A 26,697-nucleotide genomic window follows, 5' to 3' on the forward strand; every position below is an offset into this window, starting at 1 on the left:
ACCACCGGGAGCAGCGGCTCCATCCGCTCCCACAGACCGTCCTCGATCTCCCACGGCTTGCGCTTGCCCACACCAGTAGTCGCCGCACACCCCCAACATCGACCGTGCCAACGCGAGAAGAACAACTCTTGACGGTCAGTCATTCCGCAAGCTCGTTCTGTTAGGAGTCCAAGCGCTTGGCCGCAGGTTCGAGTCCTGCCGGGGGCACATAAGAGCCTCCGGCAGTAGGGATCACTTGAGACGTCGGGTGGTCGGGCGGCCGTCCCAGCGGTATTGCGGTGTCGCCCGCCGGATGAGCATGCGGAGCGTGACGATGGTGGCGGCAAGGTAGAAGTCGACGACGATGCCTCGCTTGTCGGTGCAGCGGCGAAGCTTGCCGAAGTCGTTCATCCAGGAGTGCGTGCGCTCGATCACCCAGCGCTTGCCGGCCTGGATCGGGGCCGGGACGCCCTTGCGAGCGATCTCGCCGGTGAAGCCGAACTCGGCCAGTGCGATACGGGACTTGGCGCTGTCGTAGCCGCGGTCCAGGTTGACGTTCACGTCGTCCGGCAGCTCGCCGACCTGGGTCTGCACGGCTTCCAAGGTCGGTACGAGGAGTGGGGGGTCGTGGCGGTTGCCTCCGGCGGAGACCAGGCCGAGCGGCACACCGCGTGCCTCGCTGGCCGCCGAGCGTTTCAGGCCCTGCTTGCCCCGATCGACCGGGGAGCGGCCTGATTTCTCGCCGCCGCAGGGGGATTTGGTGATGCAGCCGTCCACGGACAGCTCGCCGAGATCGAGACCGATCATGCGATCGTAGGCGGCCAGGGCGAGGGCGTGGACCTGCTTGGCCAGGCCGAGTTCGGCCCAGTGGGCCAGGCGGCGCCGGATGGTGCGGTCCGAGCAGCCGATGGTGGCGATGCGCTCGTAGCCGGAGCCGTGGACGAGAGCGGCCAGGACGTGCTCGAAGACGGTCCGGTCGGGTATCCGTGGGTTGTGGCAACCCAGCGGGTGGGTGTTCACATGCTCGGGCAGCAGGGCTGCGAACTGGTCCCACAGGGGGTCGACCAGGCATGATGGCAGGACAGGCACGAGCCCTCCAGTGATCACGGAGCGTAGAGAACTCGATGATCACTGAGGCTCGTGCCTGCTCGGCATACAGGGGTCGATCACGAAAGTCCGCGGCGCCTACTGCCGGAGGCTCTTACCCAACTCAGGTCACGGCCCGATGTGGCGCTCCCTGCCCTCACCCGCAAGATCGTTCCCAAGAACACCATCATTGAGGGAATGTCCTTCGCGCCGAGGCACCTCTGTCAGGAAGATTCCGGAAGCATGATCGTCCTGGCCTTTCGGGCCATCAGGTCAAACCGCTCGATCTGATCGTCGTCGAGCGGCGGGGGAGCCTCGCCAGGGCGGACAGGCAAAGCGTGGTCGGCGATGATCTGCTCCAGGCGGGGAGGGGTGAACATGAAGATCATCTTTGCGGCGTGGTTGCCCCGGTTCAGGAAGCGGTGGCGGACCCCCCGAGGTATGTGGATGAAGTCGCCAGCCACGGCTGTGAAGGTGTGGTCACCGTCGAGGAATTCCAGTTCACCGTCGAGGATGTAAAAGGTCTCCTCCTCTTCTGGGTGGGCGTGAGCCGGCGGACCACCGCCCGCCGGAACCGTCGCCTCGATGAAACCGAAACCTCCGTTCGTCTGCGCACCTGTCGCCTTGATGGTGTAGACGTCACCTGCGGCCCACACCGTCGGGCCTTGTCCTGACGGCACGTAGAACGCTCCACGCTTGTTCCAACGCGGGTCGTCGGGCGGCATTTCGATCAGTGAAAAGCTCATGAGGCCACTTCCGTTTGAAAGTTACTCAAAGCAGTATTTGCTTTGATAAGCAACAAATCCCAGACTGCGTCAACGACCGACCCCACGAAAGAAGCAAACGCAAGTTGGGCCTGTCGGTCACGCGGACGAAAGTAGCAAAGATTTCGTTGAAGCGTCAACTATCGCCCCTGCCCCCACCCGGGGAGGAGTGAAGCGGCCACCGTCGGGTGAGTGTCTAACTGCGTGACGACGCCGACGAACACCGGCAGACAGGCGCGGACACCTGCGGACCATCGCAGCAGGCAAGAGGCGTGCCAGCCCAAGGCGCAGCCCCCAACCAAGTTGCTTCGGGATGAAGAGGTCGAGCTCCAGCCAGGCCCTTGGCGCCCACCGGGAACACTCGCTTCCGGTGAATACCCGGTGACATCGCCAAGCCGCACTGTTGGGTATCGCCTAAGCAGCAGGTCAAGACCGTGATCACAAGCAAGCGCGCCAGTCTCTTCTAAGCGCGTGGACGCACAGCGCGGCGGGTGTCATGATCGCGATGGCGTCGGCGCGGGTCCGGTGCACAGGGAGGGGCCATGAAGCTCTACGTCGCCATACCTGTTGTTCTGCTGGCGTTGCTCATCGCCGCCTCCGGCATAGCGGCGATGACGCGTGGCTGGGTGCTCCCCACGAACCGGCGGCCGGTCCACCGCCCTCGCCTCTACGGGTGGGGCCAGTTGGTGGCTGCCTTCGCCCTGTGCTGGCAACAGGTCTTCTTTTGGATGCTCAGCGACCCCGGCACCCGCCAGTGGGGGGCGCTGAGCGGCGGCGCGCTGTTGCTGACTGGCCTCATCCTGATGATGGTGAGCCATCGCGTGGGTGGTGGTCGGCAGGGCAGTGGTACGTCCTGAGGGAGCCTTCAAAGAGTCCCATCACTGGCCAGCTCAGCGGCGCGAGCTACGCTGACGATGCCGCTGGTTCTGGGCCGGGCGCACCTCGATACGAGGAGTGCGCCCAATGGCAGTGGGCTGCGGATCGCATGTCACCCGCATCATCGACCGTGGCGGAGCCGTCGTCGCGAACGCTGACGTCCTGCTCACGGTGGAGTGGTCGAGAGTCCTGGACGACATCTCGACCGTCAGGATCCTTGTGCAGCCCGACGGGGACTGCTGCGCGCAGCTTGCTGCGGTCCGTTGCTGGCGGCACAAGCTCGTCATCTACCGCGACGGGCGGCCCTGCTGGGAGGGGCCGATCTCCACCCCTGAGTGGAACGCCGACGGCACGGTGGAGATCGCGGCCGCCGACGTCCTGGCGTGGCTGGACCGGCGGGTCCCGCACGCCAATAAGACGTTCACCGGCGAGGACCTGGCGGCGATCGCGCAGTGGCTGATCGAGGACGGGTTCGCACCGGACGACCCCGGGCACAGTGTCGAGATCGTTGCCCCGACGCGCATCCGCGGTGACCGCGAGTACGAGACGGATGTCGAGCAGACCGGCGACCACTTGCGCGACCTGGCGGGGACGGGGCTCGACTACACGGCCGTCGGTTCAGATCCTGCTCATGCCCGAGGAACATTGCGCCCGCGTCGGGGCGCTGACTGACGCGGACTTCCCCGACGGTCTGGTGATCGTCGAGGACGGTCTCGCTCTGTCCACCCGCTGGGTGATCCACGGCAAGGACGACGTGGAGGGCGAGGCGGGCGGCGTCCACCCGTACTACGGGCTGCTGGAGCGTGCCGTCGAGGAGTCCTCAGTACTGGACGCCGGAGCGCATGAAAGCGGCCAAGCCGATCGACGCACCAAAGCTGACGGGCGCGACTTCCATAAAGTCTGCGCCGCAGAGCCGCATCGCAGACGAAGTCCCGGTCTCGGCTGATGCCAACCCGCCCGCGAATGCTGCGACTGCGCAGGGTGGCACCTCCATACTTGCTGCCGAGATGCCTGTCTCGCGGAAGTGGACGGGACCGACCATCAGTTATCCGCTGAACGTGGTCGGCAAGCTCTTCTTCACGAAGAAGGATGGAACCTCCGCCGAGTGCACCGCCTCGGTCATCGTCTCCAACACCAAGAGCGCCCTGTGGACGGCAGCCCACTGCCTCCACGACGGCATGAGCGGTCAGGACGGCGTCTACACAAACATCGCCTTCGCCCCGGCTTACAACGGCTCAGCCGAGTCCCCGGCCCCATGGGGCATATGGGACGCCAACAACCTCATAGTGCCGACCGCATTCGCCAATGGCGACTCCGATAGGTACTTCAATGCCGACTTCGGCGCCGTCATCGTGGACTCGCTGGAGGGCTACGAAACCACCCAAGACGCCCTCGGTGGATTCGGCTACCGGTTCGGCTTCGGCTCGGACTACAACCAGGTCTACGACTTCGGAGATCCGGGCCACGGCTACAACCGGCCGGACTCCGACTTCAACGAGGCCGCGAACAGCTTCTACTGCTACGGGAACGCTGAAGACGCCTTCAACTGGAACCCGTTGGACAACCGCATCAAGGTCGACTGCGACATGGGTGAAGGTTCCAGCGGGGGCCCGCTGCTCGACGGCTTCCCGCAGAACATCAAGATCGTGGGTGCCAACAGTCACTATGAAGTGAATGACGCCGACGAGCGCATCAGTGACGATCTGTACTCCTCGGAGCACGGCAGCCGCGCCACCTCAGTTATCAACACGGTGAACGGCCTGTGACGAACCGTCACTCGTGAATGGTGTGGTGGTGGAACAGCAGCCGGTTCCGCCACCACATGCGACTACATGCCTTCCGCTGACCGCATTCGCTCCGGAGTCCAGTAGTCCTTCAAGTCCGGAACCGTCTTCTCAGCCTCGTGTACCGTCACGTCGTCCGCTGACGGGGAAGCATTGTCGTGCACCAGCTGGAATCCCGCGGTAGCAGCGACCACACCTGCGACAAGCCCAAGGGACACCCAGGCCGTTCGCCGGTGGGTCCAGCCGCTGAGCGTTGCGCTCCCTGTGTGCCGCCCTACCCGATGTAATCCGTTCGACCTGTCTGTCACAGCGCGTTCCCTCCAGTGAGCTACGTCCTCCTCAACCACCTTACCCATGAGTGTTGTTGGGTGAGGAAGTTCCTGATGTCAGACAACCATGAAGGCAGGGACTTCGCGAAGCGGTAGCTGTCAAGTCAAATGAGGCGTCTGTAGTGCTATGAACCTTGTGGTTCGGGTTCTCTTCGTTTGGCGGGGTCGTTGATCCAGACCTGGCCGGGCATCTCGGGTGGTCTCGGTCGGCGGGCGAACCGTTCGGGGTGCGGTGCCGAAGTGGACGGAGGCGGGGGTGTGCAGGCCGATCCCGGAGTGCCGGTGCTCGTGGTTGTAGTAGCTGATGAACGCGTCCAGCCACTCCCTGGCGTGGGCCAGGGAGTCGAAGCGTGCGGGGTAGTCGGGTGCGTACTTGGTGGTGTGGAACTGGCTTTCGCTGAAGGGGTTGTCGTTGCTCACCCTGGGACGGGAATGGCTCCTGGTGACACCGAGGTCGGTCAGCAGCTGGGAGACCTTCTTGCTGGTCATGGAGGTGCCGCGGTCCGCGTGGACGGTGTGGGGCACGATGCCGTTGCTTTCGATGGCCTCGCGGATCAACTCCTCGGCCCGCTCGGCCGTTTCGGCACGTTCGACGGTGTGCCCGACGATGTAGCGGCTGAAAATGTCGGTGATCACGTAGGCGTGGAACCAGATGCCCTTGGCCGGTCCGGGCAGTCGGGTGATGTCCCAGGTGAACACCTGCGAGGGTCCGGTCGCGAGGAGTTCGGGGATCGTCCCGGGCGGGTGGGTGGCCTGGCGGCGGCGTTCGCCGTTCTGTCCGGCGGCGGACAGGATCCGGTACATCGTCCGCTCCGAGCACCAGTAGTTCCCCGCGTCCAGCTCACGTGCCCAGATCTGGGCGGGTGGCAGGTCGATGTACTCCGGCCGGTTCAGCAGCGCCAGGACCTCGGCCCGCTCGGCCGGCGAGAGGGCCGAGGCGGGCGTGGGTCTCGGGGACGGTGCGGGTCTCGGCTTCGGGCTGAGGTGGCGGTAGTGGGTGGCGCGTGAGCGTCCGGTCAGCCGGCAGGCCGCCGTCGTGCCCAACTGGCCCTGGACACCCGTGAAAGCCTCATCGATCACTGGGGCGGCGGCGTGCTTCAGTCAGCGCTCTCGCAGAGCAGTTCCAAGCTTGAGATTTAAGCCTTCTCCTTGCGTCCCTTGGTCTTCTTGGTGTTCGTTTTGACGGTCTTGGTGACGACAGGGTGTCGTTGAGCTGGGGTGTTCTTGCCGCCGCGGGGGCGGCCGGGGCCGGGAGTGCTGGTTTTCGGCAGACGGCTCGGGGTGCCCAGCCGGTCGCGCAGATGTCGATATCCGCGACGTACTCGGTGCGGGCTCAGTCCACGCCCCGTTCGGGGCGGTTTCTCCCAGGGGCGGCGCAGATCGGCGACGAGGTGGCGGGCGAGGCGGAGTTGGACGTAGGCGACGGCGACGATCCAGGTCCAGCGCAGGGCCTGCGCGGGCGTGCGCAGGCGGGCGGCGGTCCAGCCGAGTTCCGACTTCAGCAGTCGGAAGGTGTGTTCCATGTCGAATCGCCGCAGGTAGGCCCGCCACAGCACATCGATGTCCGGTGGGGCCCCGGTGGGGTCGGCGTGCCAGAGCCACATCGTGCGGTGCGGGCTGCGGCCGTCGGGCAGTCGCTCGACCCGTACCTCGATCACCGTCCCCTCGACGACAGGCAGGCGGGTGTTGAGCTGCGGGTACTGGTCGGCGAAGTAGCCGTTTCGCTGGACTTTCTGGTGCATGCGGTGCCAGGCGCGGACCTCGACGCGGCCGTAGCGCCGGGTGTCGGGGACGACGAGCATCTGGTCGGGACGGCGGAAGTTGACCGATGCGGACAGCTCGAAGCGGTGGCCGTGCACGCCGTTGCAGCCGGGCCCGGGCTTGCGCGGTCCCGGACGACCGTCGTAGTAGACGCGGTCGCCGGCGATGCGGACCAGCAGTTGCACCGGTACGTCGGCCAGGGCGTGGGTGAGGCCGGAGGCGCTGTAGCCCTGATCGAGGATGAACAGCGGCGCCGGGAGGCCGCCGGAGCGGAGTCTGCCCAGGTGGTCGAGGTGGTGGGTGACGCGGCGGATCTGCTCGGCGCTCGCTGCCACGGAGCAAAACGTGGCCGGGACCCGGGCCACATCGACAGGGAGCGTCCATGAGGACGAGCCCCATTCCAGGCCGGTGATCCACTGAAACTGCCAGCCCGGGACGGTCTTGCGGTCGCCATCGCAGCGGCAGGGCGCGTAGTGGTGTCCCCGGCCCGGTGAGCACTCCGCACTCGGCCGGGGATATGTCGAGGCATCGACACCGAACATCAATGGCCCGTCAGGCAGTTGGCTCGCCAATAGAGAGCGCAGTCGCTCTTCGTCGATCGCTCCGTGGGCCAGAGCGTCATACAGAGCACCGTGCCCGCGTCGGAAGTTCGACTGCAGCGACAGCTCGACGAGTGAGGTGACCGGGCCCTCAGCACAGAGCACCGCGTCGGTGAGATCGAACAGCGTGTCGGCCCGGCTGGGCAGGCACTCGTAGAAGTCAGCGCGGAATCGCGACAACACGGACAAGGACTCGACGCGGGCAGCGTCATCAACAACACTCATTGCAGCGGCCGTTCTTGTGACACCTTCGAGCTCGACACTCCGAAGGATCACGGACGGCCGCGCTTGCTGTCAGGAGAACGGTGAACCCCGTCAAGAGACGATCTTGTCGTGCTTAAATCTCAAGCCAAGAGCGCGTTGGCTTTTCCCATGACTTCCAGGGCCGCGTCCCGGCGGGCCAGGTCCTTCTCCAGCCGCGCGACCTTCTTGCGCAGCTGTTCCAGCTCGGCCTGCTCGGCCGCCTTCTTCGGCCTGGCGGGAGAGGTCCGCTGGTCGGTCAGGGCGTCCAGGGCGCCGGCGTCGCGGGCCTGGCGCCACTCGATCACGTGCGAGTGGTACAGCCGCTCACGCCGCAGGATCGCACCCTTCTCCCCGGTCGGGGCGGCGTCGTACTCGGCGACGATCCGCAGCTTGTACTCCGCGGAGAACGTCCGCCGCTTCGGGCGGGGCGCCGGATCCGATCCGGAGCTATGGGGGGCGGTGCTGAGATTTTCAGCGAGACCTGACATTTTTCAGCGAGAACTGTCACCATCTGGGCTGCCGACCTTGCGGAAGTCACCCTTGCCGTGAATCTGGCCGACTCAGGCCGATCATGAAAATCTTAAGTCACACGCTCACGGCCCTGCAGAACCGAGGTCAAGTAGGCCAACAGGCATAACAGGCTATATCGACTCGGCACCCATGGGCTTGATTGGCCGAAAATCTATCTATTCGATAGTTGGGCTGCATTCGTAAGATCCGCGTAGTTGACCTCAGCCAGGACTTCTGGAGCCCTGACGGTTAGAGCTAGGCGGACAGTGCTCGAATTTCGGCAGGGACAAGCGTTGGGCTTGGCCCAGATCAGTGGAGGAACAATGAGAACGAAGATGCGGGCGGCAGTTGCTTTGGCCGCTGCGGCAGTCAGCTGTGCTGGCGCGCTCATATTGAGCCCAACTGCTCAGGCCTCAGCACCAGCTCCTGTGACCGTCCTGGGCGGATGCGGCACGTTTACCCCCTGCGGGGAGGCCACGAACCTCACGCCCTGGGGGATGTACATCACCACCACTCTCGGGTCGGGAACGTCGGGCTACTGCGACGTGTGGAACAAGAATGCCGGCTCCACCCCTTCGTGGTGGCACGCGCCGTGTGACCAGCGGTACCTGGCACCGGGCGCCCACTACGGGGGCGGGAACATCGACGTTGACGCTTTCACGTTCGCCGACCGGGGCTACTACATGACCTTCTCCACCCGGACCTGGCACGCGGCGGGGGTCTGGACCAAGATTACGGACCTGCAGGATGCAAAGTGCGACGACCAGAACGGCGTTCCGGAGTGCTGGATCGGCTGAATAGTCCCGAAGGTACAATAGGGCCGGCCGGAGGCCGAGACCCTGCTGGCGATGACCGCAGCGCTCCTGCTTGACCTGGCAGCCGAAAGCCTGCGAGTCAGCCAGGAGGTGCATCCGGCCTGAGACTGTCGTCAGGTCCAAGGGCTGTCGTTGATGGATGGGGCTTCGCCGCGGTCGATGGTCGGGATCAGGTAGGCAGCGTACTCCTCAAGGGCTGCGATGAGTTGGTCGTCGGTGGGCCGTGTGGTGCGGTGTCGAATGCGGGCCCAGACGGCATCAACGCTCATGCGCCATTTCTTCTGCGTTCGCGGGTCTTGTTGATCTCCAATGGGGGTCGGGGCGAAGACGTGCTCGCCCTGAGTCAAGAAGGTCCAGAGGATGACGGATGCGATGTTTCGTTTCCGGTCGGTCAGGTCGGCGGCAAACCCCCCGCCGGAGGCGACTCCCCCGCTCGGGACGACGATGCTCGCGCTGATCGCTTTCCATGGTTGGGGGCCGATGCACCATTCCGTCAGAGCTTTCCTGCGCGTCTCGTAGTCGATCAGGTCGTCGCGGCGATTGAGTTCAGCCGCAAGGTCACGGATTACGGATTCAAACTCCTGGGGATCCGGGCGGCTTCGAGCCCATCGGTGTACTCGTTTGGGACTGTCAGCCAATCTGGCTGTGATGAGAGGGCCGGGCAAGAAGAGGCTCATCCGGTCCGCCGCCTTCTGGATCGATCCGCCCGACGCCTCTGGCAGAGGCGAAGTGCTGCTGTCCGCCGGAGGTGGACTGTCGCAATGCCTTCCATGCCAGCGAAATATCTTTGATACCAGTCCTCTTCGAGGAACTGCGGGATGTGCTCGGGGCGGAAACGAGTCGCGTGAACGGGCTCCTTGAGGTTTCTTGCGAGGTTCCCTCTGGCGTATGTGTGAAGGACCGATGAGACCGCCTGCAGGAAGCCTTCGGAGCAGTGGGGCCGAGTGTCGAGAAAAGCTCGGGTCCAACCGACCTTGGACGGTCGGCGGTCAGCATCGGTGATCAGCGCTCTGACGTGGCCGGCGAAGGCGTCCGGGTCGCTGGGCCTCAGCAGGCGGTCGGCCGCCAGAAGGAGGGACGCATGTGGTCGCGCCGCCAGCAGGGGTGTGTCGCTGACGGTGCGGACGAACCTCGACTGCGAGACGTTGCCCTCGCTGTCGACGAGTCCTGCCTCCAGGGTCGCAATGAGTTCCCGGCTCGCCAGGAAAGGGCGGGAGTTGGGCCAGGATGACCGCAGCAAGTGACAGGTAGATCTCAGATCGTTGAAGTAATGAGCCGGGGTTGTCTGATGTCCGAGGACTTCAACGGTTCCAGGGCCGCTCGGGGCCAGGAGGTCCAACAAGAACTGCTGAAACTCCTGGTATTTGGGCGGCAAGCGCTTCGCCGGATCGGGTTTCTGGTCCAGGCGGTTCCCGCAGGTTCCGTCAAGAAAGGCCCGGCATTGGGCCGGGTGAAGGCTGTCCTCTCTCCAGCGGGGCATATGGCGGACTCCGCTGCGAGTCGCGGTGTGGAGAACCAGCGAATTGCAGGCGGGGCAGGCATGTTCCAGGAATCGGCGGTGTTCCAGGCAGGCGAAGACGGGTGGTAGGCGCCAGGACTTCTTCCAGGCTCCGCCGAAGGCTCGCTCGATGGGATTTCCTCGCCCGGCGAGGCATCGGGGGCAGTATCGGGTCGCGTGCATGAATAGCCAGCGCTGCTGTTGGTTCACCATGCCGTTGCGCCCGCTCGCGGCTGGCTGTGCTGGCGGGTAGCGGTCGCTGTGGGCATCCAGCAGCATGGCGGAGACCTCGGCGTCACCGGCTCTGATCATCCTGGCGAAGGTGTGCCGGCGCTCGGCGGCGAGGCCGATGAGAAGCGGCATGGGCAGGGCCGCCAAATGTGCCCGGTCCGTCAGCCCGGTGCGAACCACGAGTTCTGCGGGTGAGGTCTCCAGCCGGAAGGCGAGCCGCAGGAGGAAGCCGGTCAGGGATTCGTCCTGCAGTGGTGGAAGGCTGCGGGCCAAGGGGCGCGAGGGAGGCATGCGGCCGGCTCACTTCCGGGCAGACGTGTTCTGGGGGACGCCCTTGTCGTCGAATACGGTGTTGCGACGCTTGCGGGCCCGGGCCGTTTTCTTCGCCGGAAGGGCCGCCGGGACGTTGCCTTCTTCGCCGGCGGCCCGGTCGCGCTTGGGGTGCTGGGTGCGGATGATCACTTTGTCCAGGAGCTCTTCGGTGATCTCCTCGATGCGGGTGTCCATGGCCCGTGAGGCTCCGTCCTCGATCAGTCGCTCGATCAGTCCGACGACGCCACCGGTGCGGCGGTAGATGTACTCGGGCATGCCACCGCCGGTCAGCATGCCCTTGCGTGCGTTGAACAGCCGCAACTCGTCTTCCAGGCCGTCGAGGTGGGCAACGAAGTGGGCGATGTCCTGGGGGGTGTCGTAGCTGAACGGCCGCAGATCGACCATGTCGAAGCGCCGTTCGGTCTGGGTGGCAGCTTCGTCTTTCCAGTCGGTGTGGCCGGGCTCGGGAAACTCCCACTGGCCGGTCTCGGGGTCCCGCCAGCCGCCTCTGAGGAGGCCGGAGTCGGGGATGCCGACGCCGATCAGGACCAGGGTGACTCTCATGCTCATCAGGGCCCTGATCAGGTCGAGGGTGTCCTGGTCGTCCTTGCGGTGCATGCGAAGCCGGGTGATGTCGTCCAGGATCAGGACGCGGGTGCGGTGATCACGGAGGGACCCGCGGACCTGGCGGACGAGCTGCGTCAGGGTCATGTTGTGGCCGCTGGTGCCGAAGAAGTCGAGAATGGCCTGGCAGGTCGACTTCGGCGTCGCCGTGACCGGTGTCTGGACGTAGGCGACGGTGGCCCGCAAGTCGCGGGTTCCGGGAAGTTCGGGGGCGTCCACGAACTCCTCGAGGTCGAGCCACAGGTCCTCGAAGGCGGCTGCCGCCTCGGCGGCAGTCTCCGTCTTGCCCTGGTTTCCCCCTCCGTTGATCATGATTCCGGGGCGGGTCGTCGGCTTCCGCTTCATCGCGTTGTTCAGCAGCCGGGTCTGCATCAGATCGGAGATGACCAGGCTCATCGGGGTGTCCAGCAGGGGCAGGTTGGCGTGGGTGGCCCGGCGGTGCAGATCGTGCAGGGCCTGGTCCCGCCTGGTCTTGTTGTCGAATTCGGCCCGCGAGATGCGAGGTGCGGGGACGAAGGAGTGCCGTGTCTTGCGCCACGTCGTCCAGCCCTCGGCACTCTCCCGGTCCGGGACCTCCCCCGGCAGGATGACCCCCCTGGTCGCAAGCCTGTCCTCAACGCTCACTGGGCTCCCCCTTGGTCTGCTGCATCGTTGTGTACCAATTTCGTGTCCGGCTCGGCGGGATCCTCGGCGGCCATCAGAGCGTGGGCTCTGCGGCGGGATCCGTCTCCCAGCCGGCGTGGTGCCGATGGCGGCTGGAGAACGGTGGCCTCGCGACGGCTGCGGCGTTCGGCGTCCACGGCCTCACGGACCGGGACCGGCCGGTGCGGCCGGCTGCCGATGGCGGCGCCGGCCGTGCCGGCAGCGGGCCGGTCGGCAAGGGCCGCCTTCACCTGGGCGGCCTCGCGGGCCCGTTCGCTGCGTTGGACCTTGGTCAGCTGCCCCGGCCACTGTTCGGCCGTGGCATGCGCGGCAATCAACTCCAGCAGCAGGGGCAGCAGTTCGGAGTCCGTGCGGGGCTTGAGACCGGCTTGTCTCGCCGCAGTCAGCAGCTCGCGTACCCGTGCGTCGGTGAACGCGGGGATCTCGCCCTCGGGCGGCATGCCTGTCCATCGCAGCTCGTGCCAGTCGTGCGTGCGCGGGTCCTGGAAGAACGCGAACCGTGCGTCGCGGGGATCGCGGTGCACGGTCCAGCGGTCCTTGTGCCGTCCGCCCCGCCCGGATCCTTCGTCCTCGCGGTAGGGGTCCAGGGCCCTGCCGTCATAGAAGAGTCCGCGGATCTTCACTCCGCGCCTGCCCTGGATCAGGGCCTGGTGGCGGGGCAGCAGCTGGTAGTAGAGGCTCGGCGAAGGGATCTCCAGGGCCCATCCGCCCTGGGCCATGGAGGCGGCGAACAGTGTGTTCGGGCTGTGATCGCCGACCGGGTCCCAGCAGGGGGCGTGTTCGCCCAGGCGCCGCTGTTGCCACACCTTGACGATCCAGGTCGCCAGCAGATGCTCCATCTCCTCGACGGTAAGGACTGCGTCGCCCTCGACATCGGCGCCGCGGTCGGACGTGTCGACGCCGGTGTAGCCGGGGAGGTACTCGAACAGCATCGAGCGGGCGGCCCCGAAGGCCCGTTCGACCGCCTGCTTGTCGGTCGGCCGCAGCACCCGGGCCGGCAGCACCTTCACTCCCAGCACGTGCTGGGCCTGCACGAGGTGATGGTTGCGGTAGACGCTGCCGTGATCGGTGGTGACCGTTTCCGGTGCGAAGAACGGCAGTGCGGCCACCTTGTGCCCGGCGAACTCCGCGACCAGGGCCGCGGGGACGCCGGGGTAGGGCCACTCCATGTCCTCGCCCCAGTTGGCCCGCATGGGCAACGGCATCGTCACGTCCCGCAGCAGCATCGCGACGTCGGTCGAGGTGTCCGAGACCAGCGTGAGGCGGAACCCGACGAGCGAGTGCGTGTAAACGTCCATGGCCAAGGTGAGATAGACGGTGACCGGGTCGTCGAACACCGTCTCCCGCAGCATCACCGGCAGCACCGTGGTGTCCAGGGCGACGACCTGGCCCGGCCGTTCGACGATCACGTGTTCGCCCGTGGTCTCCAGCAGTGCGGAGCGTGCATAGCGCTGACGTGCGCGTCCCGTGCCGAACCACTCCTGCCAGACCACCCGAAGGGTGCCGTAGCTCGGGATCTTCTCGACGGCCTCCTCGCCGAATGTCTCCAAAACGTACTGGTGGATGAGCCCGACCCGAGCCCGCATGTTGATCTTCGAGCGGTGCAGCGTCTCCTGCCGGACGGCGAGGATCGCTTTGCGGACCTCTTCGGTGATGCTCGGGTGCCCGCGGGAAGCCGGGGTCCAGCGATCGTCGGCGCATCCCATCGCAACATCGATCCGCCGCTTGGACTCCCACCGGGTCAGCGTCCGGTAGCTCACCTGCGACAGGCCCAGCACCTTCGCGTGCTCTGGATCAAGTGCCGTCAGTTCGGCGACCTTCGCCCGGCGCCGCTGAGTGACCGTGGTGCGGTCCGGATCGTACTCAGGCCGCGGCTCGCCCGGCCCGGGGTGAAGAGGATCACCGCCACGGAATCCCGTCTCGACCTCGAGCAGGTGGCCTCGCCTGATCCGCAGCAACTTCCTCTGATGGTCGGAGAGATCGTCCTCGGTCTTCGGCTGCAGGTACTGTCCCGACGCCGTCGAGACCGTCGAGCGCCGGCACCGCGGATGGTGGGCGAGCATCCGGAACGACACCCTCTGCCGCGTGCCCGTCGGGGACGTCAACAGCACCCGGCCGTACTGCGGTTCGACGAGATCCACCTGCCACGGCTCATCGTCCAGGATCAGGCTCTCGCCGACCGCGAGTTCCAGCAGCCCGGCTGCCTGTCCGCTCATCGAACCGTCCCCCTCGCGATGCGCAGGACACTGCTGTCGCCGAAGGGAGCCGTCAGGTCAACGCCCATCCGCCGGTGCCAGAGCAAGTGCAAGATCACCGGCCGTGCCAGAGTCGGGAACTCACAGACGTCCGCCAGCTCGCGGAACGTGACCGGTTCCGAAACGGCGTCGGCGGCGCGGGCCGCCTGCAAGAGGATCGGCTTCAGGCCCAGCGGGTCCTGCATCGGGCGTCGCCGGGAGTAGAGCAGGTCGACGTTCCTCCAGGTCAGCGGCCTCCAGTCCGTGACCACGGCGTAGCCCCACCCCAACATGAGCGCGACCTCGGCCGTAGCCGCGAACTTCATCAGGTCGTCGTCATCCATCCGGCCCGCGGGACGGATATCCACGAGCCACCGCCCTCGCCTGGAGTCCAAGAGGAAATCGGGAATGTGTTCCCGCCAACCCCCCTCTCCTTCGAATTTCAGCAGAAATGGCTGCGACAGCGTTTCCTTTGTTTCACCGGAGAAATCCGCCATCACGACGAATTGGTCCTCCCGATGGGATTCAAAGGCATGCTGGCGTCCGGTCGACAGCATCGTTTCCAGGCCTGGGCGATGGAACTGCCGCGTGCGTCAGGTGAAACCCCGCCAGGGAACACAACCGGCTAACGGCACCGAGTTCAACCCGTCGACCGGCCCAGCCATCTTCGCCTTGCCGAACTTCCACGTCGCCAACCATCGCTCTGACCAGCCCGGATTGAGGTTCAGCATGGCTCGACCGACAGTCAGATCCTCCTCATCGCAGGTGAGAGCCAGGTCCTCCCAGCCGCACGCGTCTGACCAGAGCGGACCGGCCACCCTGCCTGCAACTACGCGTGAGCTGGCGGGCCCCACCAAACTGGTCTTCTCCATGAGTCCAGCAGACAAGAGCGCGCAGAAGGTACGGAGAGAAATGATTAAAAGGGTGCCATCAAGCCTGAAACCTGCGTAAGGTGCCACCCCTCATCGACATTCAGTGCCAATAACCGCTGACAGAGTTCAACAGAACTGCAGGCCGTAAGCCTGGTCCGGTGCCATCCGCGACTGACATTCTCAGGTGCTGGCCATGCCGGGGTGTACTCCTGTCTCGCCCTTCCAGCCTAACCCGGCAAAGCGGGCGTCTCAGCCAAGGCTGTCAGAGAGGGACGGCAACGCCAGCGGACACCACGGCGTGTGGCGGACAACGGTCAAACGGACTCACACCAGGCTTGTAGGCTGAATCGCGCTGCGCCGCAGATATTACTTATATGTAGGTGTGGCGCGGGACTGTTGTCGTGGGTCAAGGGACGGTGCGGGCGTGCTGGTGGCGGAGCGGTATCGACTAGAGGAGCCGCTGGGCCGTGGGGGCATGGGGGAGGTGTGGCGCGCTGCCGACCAGGTGCTCCGCAGAGCGGTGGCGGTCAAGCTGATGCTGCCGGGCGATGCCGATGCCGAGGCGGCCGGCCGATTTCGCCTAGAGGCCCAGACAGCGGCCCGCCTCAACCATCCACACCTCGTCAGCGTGTATGACTTCGGCGAACATGACGGCCAGTTCTACCTCGTGATGGAGCTCATCAACGGGCATAGCCTGGCCCGGGAACTGGCTACGCATGGCCCTTTGGACTCTCTACGGGCGTCGGAGATTGGTGCTCAGGCCGCGGCTGGTTTGGCTGCGGCGCACCGGCAGGGAGTCATCCACCGTGATATCAAGTCGGCCAATGTGATGCTGACCGCCGACGGCACCGTGAAGATCGCCGACTTTGGGATCGCCCGCTTCGCCGATGAGGCGTCCAGGACGCTCACCGCCACCGGCCGGGTGATGGGCTCGAGCGGCTACCTGGCACCGGAGCGGGCCCTGGGTCGCCCGGCCGAACCCGCCTCAGATGTGTATGCCCTCGGCTGCGTCCTGTACGAGTTGGTGACCGGCCGCCCTCCGTTCGTCGGAGAGACCTCGCTAGCAGTGATTCACCAGCACGTCGACGCGGCACCGGTTCCCGTCAGACAGCTCAACCCGGCGGCGTCAGGCGTGCTCGCGGACTACATCCTGTCTCTACTGGCCAAGGAGCCGGGCCAACGTCCCACCGCCGATCAGATATCCGCCTGGCTTGCCGCCTCAGCAGGCCAGAACGACAGGCAGCAGTCAGCGATGCGCGCTGGCACAGTGCCGACGCCTACGGCAGTTCTGCCCGACGCCGCTCCACCCCGCCTCTACGGGAGAGGTGCCGCGCAGCGGCGTACTCGGGTCCTGATCGGTGTCGCCGGGGTAGTCGTGTTCGGCACTGCGGCTGCCGTCGGTGCGGCCTGGAGCTCCGACGACGGCGGCGCATCGGCACCCCGGCCGAGATCCTCACCCTCCTCTGGTGTTACTGCTCCCTCCGTACCCTCTGTCGGCGTCTCAACGCCGGAGACGGCCACATCGCCGAGATTGCAGAATCCGCCGGAACCTCGCGGCAAGGGTGAGGATCACAAAGGCGAGGACCACAAGAAACATGGTCACGGCGACTGATGAGCATCGGTCAGAAGCCTGACTCAGTACCCCGGACGGTGTAACCCGCTGCGCACCCTACTGCCTCGGGTTGCAAGGTGCCCGGTGAATGCAGTGTGGTTGGGCCATGTGGCGTGCGGCCTGGTCACGATCCGTGTTTATCCGGTTTGCTGGCCGCCGAAGTGGACCGCTTCGGCGAGGCGGCATCCCCCGGCGTTCGGCCGGTGCTGACAGGTGATCTACCGGCGCTTCGCCCGCGGTTCCTTGCCATCGGCATAGCCGTGGCCTTAACCGACTCCCCATATGCCGAACCAGGCGAGGATTCGGGGTGAGGGCCCGTCGCCCTCGCACAGCGAAGCGGCGGTCACCGTCATGTTGTAGTCGGGCAGCAGGTCTACCGTGCCCGGCTCCTCTATTCCCGCCGACGCCCGCTGCCCGCACTCCGGCCACACTGGTTGCCCCAGATACCACCCAGCAGCGAAGACGGCGAGGAAGGCAGCAGCAAACAAGATGCGGCGGGTGCGTATTGAGCGCATCTGCACACCCTAGACGCGCCGATCTTCAGACGGAGTGACGCAGTTGCGCTGCGTACACGACGGCGTTGGTGGACGCATTGGCGCTGGCGCCCGACCTGCGCAGCGGACAGGGCTGGTGACCGCGGACCACTGCACCTCGGGAACGGGGCCATCACGAACCCCAGCGGCAGCGACTACATCGGCCCCGTCGTCCGGGACATCTGGAGGAACGGGTACGGCTTGGTAAAGCTCTCCGTGTAGGGCAGTTACCACTACGGGTAAGCAAGTTCGAGACATCGTGCGGACCCCGGGGTTAAAGATCAAATTAGGGCCGGCGGGAGGGCCCCTTCGACGGCTTGGCCTCGGCGCTCGGCTTGCCTTGGCCCTTCTCTGCCTTTCCGATCCTGCTCGTCTTGGTCGGCACCGGCTTGGTCTCGTCCGCCGATCCTGTCAACTCGGCGCAGTAAGCGGCGACTTGTTGCTCGCCACCGGCGGCGCGGACGAGACGCTGCCATGCCGTGGCGTCCAGGGCGTGGCCGCGGTCCTTGACCTTCTCATAGGCGCGACAGTGTGCCTCAACGGCCTTTGCCGCCCTGGTGTGTGAGGAAGATGCGGTGGGTGCCGTGCCGGACCTGGTGGAAGGAGAGACCTGTTCGCCGGGCGTGGGTGTGGGCGGCCGAAGCGTGCCGTGGCTGGTGCCGGGCTGAGGAGCGTGGTGCCGCTCGCTGTCCACCACGCCGATGGAGGCTACGGCGATGCCGCCCAGCAGCATGCTCGTCACGAGGGTGAGTGCGCCGCCGCGCGCCCAGTGCTGCTTCTGGGTTCTCGGGCGCCAGTCGTCCCTGCGTCGGGTACGCAGGGCCCCGTCGCTGGCCGTGCGTGCGGTTCGGAACGCAGTGAGGGCGGCCTGCTCCGCACTGTCGTCCACGGGCTGCCGCCGCAGGGTCTCACCGATCCGCTCGGCCGTGCTGTCCGGGCCGGACGGGGCGTCACCGGTCCTATGGCCGGGGCGTGGGGCGGCCTCGCGTTGGCGGGCGTCGCCGCTCAACGGCTCGTCTCCGCTTCGATGGGTGTTCATCTCGGTTCCCCCAGCGTCCGCGCGACATCATGTGCCCCATCATCGGGTCCGAGCAGCCGGGCCAGGCTCCTCACCCCACGGCGGGCCAGGACCCGTACGACGGCGCTGGGCCTGCGCATCACCCGGGCGACCGCGGACTCGTCCAGACGTACGACATGGCGGAGGAGGACCGCCTCGGCCTCGGCCCGGGGCAGCCGGGCGAACAGGGCCGCCTCGGCGGACAGTGTGGCTCCGGGCAGGTTGTTGTGGGCGATGTGGTCCCTGGTCGGAGGCGTCCACGGACGTCCTGCCGAGCGGTGCGATGCGCCGCGGCGGCGGAAGCGGCCGCGCGCGTGGCGGCGAGCGACGCTCGCCGTCCAGCCGCGGAATCCGTGCGCGTCGCCACGAAACCGTGGCAATTCACGGGCAATCTCTCGCCAAGCAGCGGCGGCGATATCCTCGGCACCCTCATCCACGGTCCCGCGCAGGTAGCCGAGCAGGCCCGGCTGGACCAATCGGTACAGCACCAAGAACGCGGCCTCGTCACCGTCCTGGGCCTGGGTAACCGCCACGCCCAGCGCCAGATCGTCGGCAGGCGCGCGCTGAGCGTGCCTTCCCTTTCCCACGATTCCCCCACTGGCCGACCAACGCCCCGGAGCGTACGGCACGTTGCACCGGCCTCCCAAATAGTCGGTGGCCACTCCACACAACTATCACACCCGAGCACCCCTGAGTCACCCGGAGGAAGCGTAGCCCTGTCGGCCTCGGCCTTCGGTGCCGTCCTCCGGGATCGCCCAGGAGGGCCGGGCGGGCGAGATCGCCTGCCGCGGCTGCCCGGCGGGGCCGGGACGCGAGCGGGGAGCAGGAATGGCGCCCGGTCGCGCCGGACTCGGCGCGGGCACCGGAGCGAGCTGCTGACCTGGGCCCGCGATCGCCGAGCCGCGTGGTGGCGTGAAGCGGGCCACCTCGCCCGGGGACATGCCGAGCAGACGCCCGGCGTCGCCCTGGCTCACGCGCAGCTTGTCCACGAGCTCCTGAACGGCTGCGGCGATCGCCTGATCCTCCGCGGCCACCGCGGCCGCCCGACGGTGCCGCGCTACCGCGACCGAGCTGAGCACGGGTTCGAGTTCGGGCACCACCATGTCCAGGACAATTACGTCCGGAGGGGCACCGACGGCTTCGGCGACGAGGCCGCGGGCCAGGTCCTCGCATGCTCCAGAGTGCGGCACTGGGCGTGCAGGCCGAGGCGGGGGATGTCGACGGCCCACCACCGGCCGATGCGGTGCAGCAGGACTTGGACTTCGTAGTGGGGACTCACGTGCTCTGCCTCCTCTCTGCCTTCCATCGGCCGGCCGCTGACGAGGCTTTCGAAAGGCGGTGTGCAGCCTGTGTGATGCTCCTGCATGGATTCCTTGGGTGAGGGCAAGACAGACGGACGTATCCGCGCCGAGTTCACCTACGGCGGCGACCCGCGCCACTCCGGATGACCACCCGCGGCGGCTCTGATGTTGTCGTCCCGGCGATGGGCTTGCTGGGCCGCATCCCGTCCCGTCAGCAGTGCCGCTGCCTGATGCTGCACGTGATCGGCCGCCAGCTGAGCTTCGGCGACGACGTCACCACATTCGCGTACGGGGTCCTCATAGATCGGCAGGTGATCGTTCTCAGCGGAGGTGCGTGTCACAGTCGCCCCTTCGACTGCCGTCATTTCCCAGCGTGGTCGTTGGCGAGGAAGGGGCCGGCGGCAGTGGTTCGTGACGATCGATAAAGGGCGGCCCGCTGTCAGGCTCGGTTGAGTCGGGCAGCGATCCCATGGCCGATCAGCAAATACATGGCGGCCGGAAGACCATAATTAAGGGCAACGCGTAGACCCTCTGTGTCCATTGTGAAAATGTCCTGCGCCCACCAGGCCAGCCAGTCCGCCGTTTCCCGCACGAACTCGACGAACACATTCGCCTGGTTCGCGTCGAGCAGGAACTACAGGGTCCACAGACCGAGCAGACCTGCCGCGATGTCGGCGATCGAGCAGACGGTGATGGCGGTGCGCCGTGTGGCGGTCTGGTGACGCACGGAGCGGTCCGGCCGCGAGGACTGGTTGTACGTCTGGTATCCGGGAACCGGGTCGATGTTGCTCACAGGAAATCCGATCGATGTAGTGCCATGTCGGTGCGCTCTCTCCAGGTGTCAAAATTCAGCCCGTGTCGTCGCCCCGCTTCTTCCTGCTTCAGCGTTCCGCAGACGCTGCCTGTTACACCGCCGCCCGCGGCGACTCACATATGGCTGTCTGTTCAGGTAGTTACGCAGATTTTCGCGCACCAGAGCTCATTTCGGGATGGAATGGAGGAGCTCGTTCGGGGTGCCAAAACGGCCCTCCGGCCCGGTGTGTGCGCGATTCGTGACCAAGCCATGATGGCGGCAAGTACGTGCCTTCATAAGGGAGTCGGTATCGCGACCATCTCCGTCCACCCGTGACAGTTCTGACGTGCGGCACGCTGTGAGGAGTGATCCCCCGGCGGGGTCATGGCGCCCATCCTCCGAGGGGGAGGTACGCGGGCGCCGATATGCAGGGGCAGGCTCGGTTCCCCCCGTGACCGGGTCTGCCCCTGCTCGCTCGCATAGCTCCGCAATCCCGCTGCCCACCCTGGACTTCATGGCATGCGTTCGCTGAGGGGCCCGCACCGGGGCATGCGGATACGCCGGGAGCCGTTCGGCGTGAGTGCCACAGGGTGTGGACGGCCCGGGGGCGTCGTTGATCTCTTGGGCGATGGCGCAGGCGATCGCCGTGTCGGTGATCAGCGGGAGGTACTTGCGGTGTTACTCAAAGCCGACTGGGAGCACGGCGACGCGGGCTGCCGCTGTTTCCCACTGCCTTTGGGCCGCGCGGCCTTCCCGGACTGACTGGACCTGGACCGTCCGGGCGCTGCCCGTCCCGGCGCGACCGGCGCGACATCGGCCGCCGTCTCGGCGAGCAGGCGACGGCAGGTCGCGGCGAGCACGTCTGTACCGGCGGAGAGGGGCACCACGGCCTCTGAACGCGCCGGAGCGGTGGTGCCGCCGTCCAGGATGCGCCCCGCGCGTACGAGGTCCTCGTCCCGGCCGCCCGCCGGAGCGAGGCTGATCCACCGCCGTGCATGCTCACCGCGGATGACCACACCGCCGGACCGCTCCCGGTACACGGTGTGTTCCCGTCACATTATCTCCGCCAATTCCCCGGCGGTGTCTTTCAGTTGTGCGCTCGCAGCTCATCCCCCTCCGCCCCGCGGCGAATCGAACAAGCATCGCGCTTCAGCGGCAGGCGCAGAGCGGGGGTCGGGTGCCTTCGAGCCAGCTCCGCCAGACGTGCCTTGTGTTGGGGAGCTCCGGATGGTCCAGGAGCCAAAGCACGTAGCCTGCATGGAGTTGGGCCCATGGGCTGTGCGACTGGCGTGCGCGGTTGAGCCTGGTGCGCAACTCATCGCCGTCAACGGCTCGGGCCACCCGCACGTACTCGCGGTCCTTGCAGCGGTAGGCCCGCTGCACGACGAGTTCGACGAGGTCGATCAGCTTCTCTGTGATGATCTCGCTGCGGCCGCCCACCGCCAGCCTGCGAATGAGTGCTTGCTTCGTGCCCCATGCCTTGGCGTGCTCTTGCCATTCCTGTGGATTTCGCGCCTCCCATTCCAGAAAGAGCAGTGCAAAAGGCAGCTGCGGGGACATCCTGATGTCGTCGGCATACGGCGCGAACCACAATGCCTCCGGCAGACAACGGCTCCCAGCAGCGTCATAGAGTTCGCGCGCCGCCACGACCTCTGGCTCGCAGAACAAGGGCTCCGTACCCGTCCTGGATGCCTGCACCCAGGCTTGGTTGTACCGAGCGAGTGCCTCCTGGGCTTCTGCTCGGGCCGCATCCAGCCGGGCGAGCGCCGCACCCCGCACGACGTCGTCGGGCGCTATCAAGTCGTACGTCCAGCCCAGACGCCCAGCCCACTCTCCGGGGCTATCCGTGTTCGGGCCTGCTGCTTCCGCCATGGCGCACATCTTTCCTTGACCTCTGCACAAAGGCGATCCCCGTCTCTGGTGGTGCCTGGTTGCCGGAGAGCGGTACCGCAGCGCCGTACCGCAACCACAGCATCCGTCATCGCCCGGCAGCGTCTCCCACCGGCTACGAGCGGTGGCGGAGAGCAGGACTCGGCCGAATACCCGTCGCGGGGGAGCTGCCCGCCGACCTGGTTCGCGGGTTGAACGCCAGGCTGCGGCGCATTACGTACGAGCTGGGGCCGATCGGTTGGGCGACCACGCCGGCATCACGCCGGATGGTCGCGCGATCCGTGAGCTGGTTGTTGGCGCTGACGGCGAACCGCTGCTCACCGTAGGCGACACCCTCGATGCGGCCACCGGCAGCGTGCAGCGCACCTATCCGTGGGCCCCGGGCCGTCCGTCAGGGGCAACGTGCCACCTGTCTGACGCCGAATGGCCGCTGGAGGATCTTGGAGGCGCCCACGACGTGTACTCGCTGCCCGCCGACAAGGCCGCTTACCGGGGCGTTCCGATGGGCAGGTGCTGGACCGCCTGGACCTGATGTGCGACTTCATCCCAGTCGTGCACATCTACAACTCCATCCCCGACGGCGGCGAACACTGAGGCAAGTCGTCTCTGGCAACGGTGCTGCAGTTGCTGGACGAGCTCGCCGCGACAGACACCGACTCCGCCTCGGCGTTAGCCATCACCGGTACGCCGAACATCGGCCGGGCCGGTGCGCGCCTGCCGATCGACCGCACCACCGGCCAGCCGCTCCCGGTGCGTGTAGAGGCCGGGGCGGGGCGGCCGCTGTCGGAGATCGGCCGCATGGACACCTCTGAGCACCGCCCCGCAACTGGCCGAACTGGGGCAGCGCGTCGACCACCTGCTCGACCGCAGCCCGGGCAACACCCGCCTGACCACAGCAGGTCTTGGCACCCTTGACCGGCCGCTGTGCGATCCGGGTACGCACTGCAGCTGGCGTTCGGCCCGCTGGACGCCTTGGTGTCGGCGATGCGCCTGGCCCGCGACCACAAGTACTTGCTGCTGCGCATGGTTCAGCGCCTGCACCAGGCCGGGCAGGTATGACCCGCCGGCGAGTCGCTGCCCGCACGCCTGGTGTGGGGTGCGCACACCCCCACCGACCGCACCACCGTCCTCGCCGACGTCGTGGCCGGGTACGGCGCGGGCGTGTTTTCCCTGAAGACCGCGGTGCGGATGCTGCAGGAGGCTGGATCCCCGATTGACGACGTCTCCGAGGACATCGAACGCATCCAGCAGCGGGCGTTCGACCAGGCCGCCCGGCTGGCGGACGCGACCGGCGACAATGCCGTGGTCCGCGCGTACGGCTCATCGAGCTCGGCCTCCTGCTCGGCTTCCTCGATGGCGTTGAGAAGCTGGCCCCAGGGGTCCTCGGAGTCGAACCCGAGGTAGACAGTCCCGTTCACGAAGCCGCTGGCGACGACGACCTCCGCGTCGTAGTGCCGGACTGCCGGAGTTTCGAGGGTGGGCTCGGTCGAACGCTGATGCTCTGGGTGAGGTCGGCCAGCCGGATCAGCTCAATCGCATCTGGCTGTGTGTTCGTGTCCATGGCCGGGAACCTACGGCAGGCACTCAGGAACGACTCCGACGGGTGCTGGCTCCGCTTCCGCTGACAAGCACGTGATCGTCATGCGGCGGCTGGTTGGGGTTGAGGCGGCTGTACTGTCAATTGGTGTTGGTAGTCGAGCCCGCACACCAACCGGTCGCCGGGCTGAGGACGGGGAAGGCGTAGTAGACGATTCCCCAGCTGGTGATCTGGGTGAGGCACAGCGCGGGCAGTACAGCGCGGGGCCGCGACCGGTCCCCAGTTCCGGCCGCGGCCCCGTCCAGGCGGGTGTTGAGATCGGTCACGAGCCGCAGGAGGGCGCTGGGCTCGTGGCGCCGAGCTGGATGAGCGCGGGCGCGGGGGCGCAGCAGCCGCCATCGTCGGTCGCCTCGCCGGTCTGCGGTTGATCGAAGAGGCCGGCGCCGCCGCAGACCCCGCTCTCGGGGAGCACGAGCTCGACGCGCTCGGCGGACTCGTGGTCGCCGGCGATCGCGGCGACGACGGAGCGGACCTGCTCGTAGCCGGTGAGGACGAGGAAGGTCGGGGCGCGGCCGTAAGACTTCATGCCGACCAGGTAGACGCCCTCCTCCGGGTGGGAGAGCTCCTTCACGCCGTGCGGGTAGACGGTGCCGCAGGAGTGCTGGTTCGGGTCGATGAGCGGAGCGAGCTCGACGGGTGCCTGGAGGCGCTCGTCGAGGCCCAGGCGGAGCTCGTCGAGGAAGGACAGGTCGGGGCGGAAGCCCGTCAGGACGATGACCTCGTCGACCGGGTCGAGCCGTCGACCGTTCTCGGCGACCAGCACGAGCTGCTCGCCGTCGTGCTCGATCGCGTCCGTACGGAAACCTGTGACGGCGTCCGCGTGCCCCTCGTCGACCGCAGCCTTCGCGGCGAGGCCGAGCGCGCCGCGGGCGGGAAGCTGGTCGGCAGTGCCGCCGCCGAAGGTGGAGCCGGAGATGCCGCGGCGCAGGATCCAGGTGGCGTGCGTACCGTTGCCGTCCTCGGACTTCGCGAGGTCGGCGAGGGACGCGAGCGCCGTGAAGGCGGACGCGCCGGAGCCGATCACAGCTGTGCGCTTCCCGGCGTACCGGGCCCGTACGGCGGAGTCCTTCAGGTCCGGGACGCGGTAGGAGATCCGGTTGGCGGCCGCGAGCTCGCCGAGTGCGGGAAGTCCGTCGCCGCCGGCCGGGCTGGGGATGGCCCAGGTGCCGGAGGCGTCGATGACAGCGCGGGCGAGGATTCGCTCCTCGCGGCGGTCGGCGTAGGCGACGTAGACGGTGAAGGGCTGGGCCTCGCGATCGGCGTCGACGATCCGGTCGCGGCCCGAGCGGGAGACGCCGGTGACCCGGGCGCCGAGGCGCACCTTGTCGCCGAGCACATCGGCGAGCGGCTGCAGGTACTGCTCCGCCCAGTCGCCGCCGGTCGGGTAGGTCGCCGCGTCCGGCTTCACCCAGCCGGTCGGAGCGAGCAGCTTCTCGGTCGCCGGGTCGGTGACCTCGCCCCACGTGGAGAAGAGCCGCACGTGCGACCACTCGCGCACCGCCGCACTCACCTGCGCACCCGCCTCCAGGACCAGAGGCTCCAGGCCGCGGTCGACGAGATGGGCAGCGGCAGCCAGACCGGCAGGGCCGGCCCCGATGACCACGACCGGCAACTGCTCGGCGGCGGTGGTGTTCATGGCGATTCCCCTTGCGTTTCGACATCCGTCGATCTCTTGCGCCCTCAGCATGGCATCTGTATCGATAAGCGTCAACATAGACATTCATCAAATTAGCCGGTCGTTCGCATGGAGCACGGCAAGGTCGTAGACATCTCGCAGCCGGACCCGGTCGACCGCCCGACGGCTTGCCCGCCGACGGCGCAGGACGCAGCCCCAGGGTGCCTAGTTCGACATGTGTCAACATAGACGTATGTCGAATGCGAAGGCACTGCCGCTCCTGGAGCCCACTGTCGAGCCCTGCTGCCCGCCCCTGGCCGAGCGTCCGCTGACGGCCGAGGAGGCCGAACGGACCGCCGTGATGTTCAAGGCGCTCGGCGATCCGGTTCGGCTGCGGCTCTTCTCCTCCGTCGCCTCGCACGAGGGCGGCGAGGCGTGCGTCTGCGACATCTCCGACGTCGGCGTCTCGCAGCCGACCGTCTCCCACCATCTGAAGAAGCTGAAGGAGGCCGGGCTGCTCTCCTCGGAGCGGCGCGGCACCTGGGTGTACTACCGCGTTGAGCCCGCCGTCCTCGCCGCCATGGGTGCGCTCCTCACCAAGGCCGCAGCCGCATGACCGCCTCCACGATCGTGGTGCCCCTTACCGCCGACCACGCTGACGAGGTCGTCGCGATCTACCAGGCCGGTATCGACGAGGGCGACGCCACCTCGAGACCACCGCTCCGACATGGGCGGAGCGCGATGCGGCCAAGCTGCCCGAGCATCGCTTCCCCGCCCTGGACGCTGACGGCACCGTTCTCGGCTGGGTCGCCGCCGCCAAGATCTCCGACCGCTGCGCGTACGCGGGCGTGGTCGAGCACTCGGTCTACGTCCACCCTCACGCCCGCGGCCGGGGCATCGCCTCCGCGCTGCTGAAGGCGCTGGTCGACTCCACCGAGGCGGCCGGGATCTGGACCATCCAGTCCGGCACCTTCCCCGAGAACACGGCCAGCCTCGCCGTCCACGCCCGCGCCGGCTTCCGGGTCATCGGCACCCGCGAGCGCATCGGCCGGCACCACGGCGTCTGGCGCGACACGTCCTCGTCGAACGCCGCAGCCCCCACATCGACTGACCGGCGCC

Annotated in this window: 30 protein-coding genes and 3 pseudogenes; 11 read left to right on the forward strand and 22 right to left on the reverse strand. The window is 67.1% G+C overall.

The window, feature by feature from the left end; translation table 11 throughout:
• Positions 1-231 precede the first annotated feature (231 nt).
• Both ACWCP8_RS37525 and ACWCP8_RS37530 read right to left on the reverse strand, forming a co-directional pair.
• Complete coding sequence (locus ACWCP8_RS37525) at positions 232-1,068, reverse strand: IS5 family transposase (RefSeq protein ID WP_451120845.1); 837 nt, start codon at positions 1,066-1,068, stop codon at positions 232-234.
• Positions 1,069-1,289: 221 nt separating this feature from the next.
• Positions 1,290-1,790, reverse strand: a complete 501-nt coding sequence (locus ACWCP8_RS37530) for a cupin domain-containing protein (protein ID WP_451120847.1) — start codon at positions 1,788-1,790, stop codon at positions 1,290-1,292.
• A gap of 581 nt (positions 1,791-2,371) precedes the next feature.
• Between ACWCP8_RS37530 and ACWCP8_RS37535 the strand changes: the two genes are divergently transcribed.
• The 4 genes from ACWCP8_RS37535 to ACWCP8_RS37550 all read left to right on the forward strand — a co-directional run bounded on the left by ACWCP8_RS37535 (position 2,372) and on the right by ACWCP8_RS37550 (position 4,471).
• Complete coding sequence (locus ACWCP8_RS37535; RefSeq protein ID WP_451120849.1) at positions 2,372-2,686, forward strand: hypothetical protein; 315 nt, start codon at positions 2,372-2,374, stop codon at positions 2,684-2,686.
• A gap of 106 nt (positions 2,687-2,792) precedes the next feature.
• Positions 2,793-3,377: a hypothetical protein gene (locus ACWCP8_RS37540; protein WP_451120851.1), complete on the forward strand. Its 585-nt coding sequence runs from the start codon at positions 2,793-2,795 to the stop codon at positions 3,375-3,377.
• Entirely contained in the window at positions 3,337-3,651 is a 315-nt protein-coding gene (locus tag ACWCP8_RS37545) for a hypothetical protein (protein ID WP_451120853.1), read from the forward strand. Before ACWCP8_RS37540 ends, ACWCP8_RS37545 begins: the two co-directional genes overlap by 41 nt.
• A 61-nt stretch (positions 3,652-3,712) precedes the next feature.
• Positions 3,713-4,471 (forward strand): trypsin-like serine peptidase, encoded by a 759-nt coding sequence (locus ACWCP8_RS37550; RefSeq protein ID WP_451120855.1) that lies wholly within the window; start codon positions 3,713-3,715, stop codon positions 4,469-4,471.
• A gap of 446 nt (positions 4,472-4,917) precedes the next feature.
• Here the strand turns inward: ACWCP8_RS37550 and ACWCP8_RS37555 are convergent, their stop codons facing one another.
• The 3 genes from ACWCP8_RS37555 to ACWCP8_RS37565 all read right to left on the reverse strand — a co-directional run bounded on the left by ACWCP8_RS37555 (position 4,918) and on the right by ACWCP8_RS37565 (position 7,909).
• On the reverse strand, positions 4,918-5,898 hold the full coding sequence (locus tag ACWCP8_RS37555) for an IS3 family transposase (RefSeq protein WP_451120857.1): 981 nt from the start codon (positions 5,896-5,898) through the stop codon (positions 4,918-4,920).
• Between the two features lie 56 nt (positions 5,899-5,954).
• Positions 5,955-7,403 carry an NF041680 family putative transposase gene (locus tag ACWCP8_RS37560; protein ID WP_451120859.1) on the reverse strand — a complete coding sequence of 483 codons (1,449 nt, stop codon included), beginning with the start codon at positions 7,401-7,403 and terminating at the stop codon, positions 5,955-5,957.
• Between the two features lie 119 nt (positions 7,404-7,522).
• Positions 7,523-7,909: a hypothetical protein gene (locus ACWCP8_RS37565; RefSeq protein WP_451120861.1), complete on the reverse strand. Its 387-nt coding sequence runs from the start codon at positions 7,907-7,909 to the stop codon at positions 7,523-7,525.
• A 519-nt stretch (positions 7,910-8,428) separates the two neighbouring features.
• Between ACWCP8_RS37565 and ACWCP8_RS37570 the strand changes: the two genes are divergently transcribed.
• Entirely contained in the window at positions 8,429-8,728 is a 300-nt protein-coding gene (locus tag ACWCP8_RS37570; RefSeq protein ID WP_451120863.1) for a hypothetical protein, read from the forward strand.
• A gap of 131 nt (positions 8,729-8,859) precedes the next feature.
• On the opposite strand, the gene ACWCP8_RS37575 is transcribed toward ACWCP8_RS37570, so the two are convergent.
• The 6 genes from ACWCP8_RS37575 to ACWCP8_RS37600 are packed head-to-tail and all read right to left on the reverse strand — an operon-like array spanning position 8,860 to position 15,180.
• Positions 8,860-9,423, reverse strand: coding sequence for a hypothetical protein (locus ACWCP8_RS37575; protein ID WP_451120865.1), 564 nt, complete (start codon positions 9,421-9,423; stop codon positions 8,860-8,862).
• Positions 9,420-10,748: a TniQ family protein gene (locus ACWCP8_RS37580; RefSeq protein ID WP_451120867.1), complete on the reverse strand. Its 1,329-nt coding sequence runs from the start codon at positions 10,746-10,748 to the stop codon at positions 9,420-9,422. The genes ACWCP8_RS37575 and ACWCP8_RS37580 overlap by 4 nt, the downstream gene beginning before the upstream one ends.
• A gap of 27 nt (positions 10,749-10,775) precedes the next feature.
• Positions 10,776-12,035, reverse strand: a complete 1,260-nt coding sequence (locus tag ACWCP8_RS37585) for an ATP-binding protein (RefSeq protein WP_451120869.1) — start codon at positions 12,033-12,035, stop codon at positions 10,776-10,778.
• Positions 12,032-14,290, reverse strand: a complete 2,259-nt coding sequence (locus tag ACWCP8_RS37590) for a transposase (protein ID WP_451120871.1) — start codon at positions 14,288-14,290, stop codon at positions 12,032-12,034. The genes ACWCP8_RS37585 and ACWCP8_RS37590 overlap by 4 nt, the downstream gene beginning before the upstream one ends.
• Entirely contained in the window at positions 14,287-14,865 is a 579-nt protein-coding gene (locus tag ACWCP8_RS37595; protein WP_451120873.1) for a hypothetical protein, read from the reverse strand. Before ACWCP8_RS37595 ends, ACWCP8_RS37590 begins: the two co-directional genes overlap by 4 nt.
• A gap of 36 nt (positions 14,866-14,901) precedes the next feature.
• Positions 14,902-15,180, reverse strand: a complete 279-nt coding sequence (locus ACWCP8_RS37600; RefSeq protein ID WP_451120875.1) for a hypothetical protein — start codon at positions 15,178-15,180, stop codon at positions 14,902-14,904.
• Positions 15,181-15,604: 424 nt separating this feature from the next.
• Here ACWCP8_RS37600 and ACWCP8_RS37605 point away from each other — a divergent pair, with 424 nt between their 5' ends.
• Complete coding sequence (locus ACWCP8_RS37605) at positions 15,605-16,792, forward strand: serine/threonine-protein kinase (protein WP_451120877.1); 1,188 nt, start codon at positions 15,605-15,607, stop codon at positions 16,790-16,792.
• A gap of 266 nt (positions 16,793-17,058) precedes the next feature.
• On the opposite strand, the gene ACWCP8_RS37610 is transcribed toward ACWCP8_RS37605, so the two are convergent.
• From ACWCP8_RS37610 to ACWCP8_RS37650, 9 genes and pseudogenes are all read right to left on the reverse strand, one after another.
• Positions 17,059-17,307 (reverse strand): hypothetical protein, encoded by a 249-nt coding sequence (locus tag ACWCP8_RS37610; RefSeq protein ID WP_451120879.1) that lies wholly within the window; start codon positions 17,305-17,307, stop codon positions 17,059-17,061.
• A gap of 304 nt (positions 17,308-17,611) precedes the next feature.
• Positions 17,612-18,364, reverse strand: a complete 753-nt coding sequence (locus ACWCP8_RS37615; protein ID WP_451120881.1) for a hypothetical protein — start codon at positions 18,362-18,364, stop codon at positions 17,612-17,614.
• Entirely contained in the window at positions 18,361-18,969 is a 609-nt protein-coding gene (locus tag ACWCP8_RS37620) for an RNA polymerase sigma factor (RefSeq protein ID WP_451120883.1), read from the reverse strand. The genes ACWCP8_RS37615 and ACWCP8_RS37620 overlap by 4 nt, the downstream gene beginning before the upstream one ends.
• A 108-nt stretch (positions 18,970-19,077) precedes the next feature.
• Entirely contained in the window at positions 19,078-19,485 is a 408-nt protein-coding gene (locus tag ACWCP8_RS37625) for a hypothetical protein (RefSeq protein WP_451120885.1), read from the reverse strand.
• Between the two features lie 11 nt (positions 19,486-19,496).
• Positions 19,497-19,661, reverse strand: a complete 165-nt coding sequence (locus ACWCP8_RS37630) for a hypothetical protein (protein ID WP_451120886.1) — start codon at positions 19,659-19,661, stop codon at positions 19,497-19,499.
• Between the two features lie 138 nt (positions 19,662-19,799).
• Positions 19,800-20,024 carry a hypothetical protein gene (locus tag ACWCP8_RS37635; RefSeq protein WP_451120888.1) on the reverse strand — a complete coding sequence of 75 codons (225 nt, stop codon included), beginning with the start codon at positions 20,022-20,024 and terminating at the stop codon, positions 19,800-19,802.
• Between the two features lie 98 nt (positions 20,025-20,122).
• A pseudogene (locus ACWCP8_RS37640) lies at positions 20,123-20,476 on the reverse strand (hypothetical protein).
• 656 nt (positions 20,477-21,132) lie between these two features.
• Positions 21,133-21,516, reverse strand: a complete 384-nt coding sequence (locus ACWCP8_RS37645) for a hypothetical protein (RefSeq protein ID WP_451120890.1) — start codon at positions 21,514-21,516, stop codon at positions 21,133-21,135.
• A 109-nt stretch (positions 21,517-21,625) separates the two neighbouring features.
• A complete protein-coding gene (locus tag ACWCP8_RS37650) occupies positions 21,626-22,348 on the reverse strand; it encodes a hypothetical protein (RefSeq protein ID WP_451120891.1) in 723 nt (240 codons plus the stop codon).
• 256 nt (positions 22,349-22,604) lie between these two features.
• Between ACWCP8_RS37650 and ACWCP8_RS37655 the strand changes: the two genes are divergently transcribed.
• The 3 genes from ACWCP8_RS37655 to ACWCP8_RS37665 all read left to right on the forward strand — a co-directional run bounded on the left by ACWCP8_RS37655 (position 22,605) and on the right by ACWCP8_RS37665 (position 23,770).
• A complete protein-coding gene (locus tag ACWCP8_RS37655) occupies positions 22,605-22,898 on the forward strand; it encodes a hypothetical protein (RefSeq protein WP_451120893.1) in 294 nt (97 codons plus the stop codon).
• A 392-nt stretch (positions 22,899-23,290) separates the two neighbouring features.
• On the forward strand, positions 23,291-23,425 hold the full coding sequence (locus ACWCP8_RS37660) for a hypothetical protein (protein WP_451120895.1): 135 nt from the start codon (positions 23,291-23,293) through the stop codon (positions 23,423-23,425).
• A 30-nt stretch (positions 23,426-23,455) separates the two neighbouring features.
• On the forward strand, positions 23,456-23,770 hold the full coding sequence (locus ACWCP8_RS37665; protein WP_451120897.1) for a hypothetical protein: 315 nt from the start codon (positions 23,456-23,458) through the stop codon (positions 23,768-23,770).
• A gap of 285 nt (positions 23,771-24,055) precedes the next feature.
• On the opposite strand, the pseudogene ACWCP8_RS37670 reads toward ACWCP8_RS37665, so the two are convergent.
• A pseudogene (locus ACWCP8_RS37670) lies at positions 24,056-24,229 on the reverse strand (MFS transporter); the annotation flags it as partial.
• Positions 24,226-25,599: an NAD(P)-binding domain-containing protein gene (locus ACWCP8_RS37675; RefSeq protein WP_451120899.1), complete on the reverse strand. Its 1,374-nt coding sequence runs from the start codon at positions 25,597-25,599 to the stop codon at positions 24,226-24,228. The pseudogene ACWCP8_RS37670 and the gene ACWCP8_RS37675, both read right to left, overlap by 4 nt.
• 232 nt (positions 25,600-25,831) lie before the next feature.
• On the opposite strand from ACWCP8_RS37675, the gene ACWCP8_RS37680 reads away from it, so the two are divergent.
• A complete protein-coding gene (locus ACWCP8_RS37680; protein ID WP_352270278.1) occupies positions 25,832-26,194 on the forward strand; it encodes an ArsR/SmtB family transcription factor in 363 nt (120 codons plus the stop codon).
• A pseudogene (locus tag ACWCP8_RS37685) lies at positions 26,191-26,689 on the forward strand (N-acetyltransferase family protein). Before ACWCP8_RS37680 ends, ACWCP8_RS37685 begins: the two are co-directional and overlap by 4 nt.
• The last annotated feature ends 8 nt before the right edge of the window (positions 26,690-26,697 follow it).

It is taken from the genome of Streptomyces sp. NPDC002206, from assembly GCF_053593595.1.